Source organism: Pseudomonas sp. 34 E 7 (genome assembly GCF_900005715.1).
GTDB lineage: Bacteria > Pseudomonadota > Gammaproteobacteria > Pseudomonadales > Pseudomonadaceae > Aquipseudomonas > Aquipseudomonas orientalis_A.
In genome coordinates, this window is the sequence record NZ_CVTX01000170.1 from 3,270 (window position 1) to 5,683 (window position 2,414).

1 protein-coding gene is annotated in these 2,414 nt (G+C 64.0%); it reads right to left on the minus strand.

The genetic code is table 11. From position 1 onward, the window contains the following. Positions 1 to 283: 283 nt before the first annotated feature. Positions 284 to 2,257 carry a sigma-54 interaction domain-containing protein gene (locus tag BFP96_RS23315; protein WP_065937099.1) on the minus strand — a complete coding sequence of 658 codons (1,974 nt, stop codon included), beginning with the start codon at positions 2,255 to 2,257 and terminating at the stop codon, positions 284 to 286. Between the last annotated feature and the right edge of the window lie 157 nt (positions 2,258 to 2,414).

Here is a 2,414-nt window from a genome sequence, read left to right on the forward strand (position 1 = left end):
ACGCAGGCTTGAATCCGTGGGCCGCCGCAATGGGCCATCCATGGCCCAGTGCGGCTAACCCGGCGTCCTGCCGGGTTACCCACGGATTCAAGCCCGCGTTCGGCCAGCGTGGTTTAACGGGGCGCCTGAGATCAAAAGCAAAAGCGCGGCGGCCTTAGAGCCGACCGGTATCTTTTGCCGATCCGCGATCCAAATGTGGGAGGGGGCTTGCCCCCGATGAGGGAGAGTCAGTGAGTACATCAGTGACTGACACATCGCCATCGGGGGCAAGCCCCCTCCCACATTAGTAACCGCCCACCGGCCTGCGAAAATCCCCGGCATTCAACCCGAACCGAGTCATCTTGTTGTACAGCCCGCCCCGGGACACGTTCAACTGCCGGGCGGCCAGGCGGATATTGCCACCGGTGCTTTTCAGCGCGGCGACGATGGCATGCATTTCGTGGCTGCTCAGGTCCTGGGTGGGTTGCGGCGCATAGCCCTGGGCCAGGGCACGGGGCTTGCTGTCCAACGGCAAGTCGCCCGGCTGGATCAACTCGCCCATGGCCAGGTTGGTTGCCCGTTCGATGGCGTTTTCCAGTTCGCGCACGTTACCCGGCCAGGCATGGGCGCAAAGCAAGGCCAGCGCGTCCGGCGCGAAGCCCTGCACCGTTTTACGCAACGAGCGCGCGCAGCGCTTGAGGAAGTGCCGCGCCAGCAGCGGGATGTCTTCGCGGCGCATCCGCAGCGGCGGCACCGTCAGGTTCAGCACATTCAGGCGGTAATAAAGATCTTCACGAAACGCGCCGTCGGCCACTGCCTGGCTGAGATTGCGGTGGGTGGCGGCGATGATGCGCACATCCACCTGGCGTGCGCTTTTTGCGCCGACCCGCGCGACTTCACCTTCCTGCAACACCCGCAACAGGCTGACCTGTGCGTCGAAGGACATGTCGCCAATCTCATCCAGGAAGATGGTGCCGCCATCGGCCAGCTCGAACTTGCCCGCCGAGCCGCCACGGGCCGAGCCGGTGAACGCGCCCTCGACATGCCCGAACAGTTCACTCTGCACCAGGTCCCGTGGTATCGCACCGCAGTTGACCGCCACGAAGGGGCCTTGGCAACGCTCGCTGGCGTTATGGATAGCCTGGGCGAACAACTCCTTGCCGGTGCCGCTTTCCCCGAGAATCAGCGTGGTGGAATCACTGCGGCTGGCGATGCGCCCCAGGCGCAGCGCGTCCTGGATCGCCCGCGAGCTGCCCTGGAGGGTGTCGAAGGTATACCGCGCCTGGGTGCCGACAATGCGCCGGGTGATTTCACGGATGCGCCGGTTTTCGCGCAGCGACACGATCACCCCGCCCTGCTCCAGTGGGCACACCGAGACCAGGCAGGCGAGTTGGCTGCGGTCATGCAGGTGGAATGTGCAATCCAGGTCGCGCACAGCCTCTCCCAGCACCTCGCTCAATTCACTGCGGCCCAGGCGCTGGAAGGGACTGCCAATCAGCTCCAGCCCCACCCCGAACAGCTGGCGGGCATAGCGGTTGAGCGCCTTGATGCAGCCGCGTTCATCCACCACCACGAGGCCTTCGTTGAGCACTTCGAGCACGGTTTGCTGTTCCTCCAGCAACGCCTGCAGCGCCATTTGCCGCGACACGGCTTCAGCGGCCGCCTGCACGGTGCCCAGGGTATGAAAGTGAAACCAGCCGGGTTCGGCGGTGAGCGTCAGCACGGCCAGGGTCTGGCCCTGGGCGTTCTTGATCGGCGCGGCGGCGCAGTGCATGCGGCGTTGACGCAGGCCGACCGCGAAGTTTTCTTCGGCCAGCACATACACCAGATGATCTTCAGCCAGCGCCAGGCCGGTACAGTTGGTGCCCTGCACCGATTCGAGCAGTCGACTGCCCACGGGAGTGATATCCAGCCCGCAGAAATGCAAGGTGGTGCCCTCGGCATCGGTGAGGTTGATATGCCCGCGCGGGTTGTACGCCAGCAAGCCCTGCATGACTTGCGCGGCGGCGTCGATCAGCACGCGATGGCTGGCCAGCGTGGCCGTCAGGCGGTCGGCGGCGACGAAGCGGTACGCGTTGTCGGCCGGATCGATACCGGCCTGGAGGCTGCGCCGCCAGGAGTCCCAGATCAATTGACGCACCTCGCGCGGGCGTTGCACCTGGCCGCGCAGGCAGGCCTGCCACGCCTCTTCCAACGCGGCGACCGGGCCATCGTTCAGCGCCGCGGGGCCCAGCGCCGTCAGGTAGTCGAGGTCTTGCGCACTGATCGCAGCGCTCATAAGCGGGCTCCATGTTCATGTTTTCGACATGTCAGCATAGACATGTCATTTAAATGAACACTATATTTTTTAAACTCTATAAATATCAGCTGGTTATATTCTGGCACAGCCTTTGCTCCTGCCCCTTTGCCAACCAGGATTGTCCTGAGGCCAACAA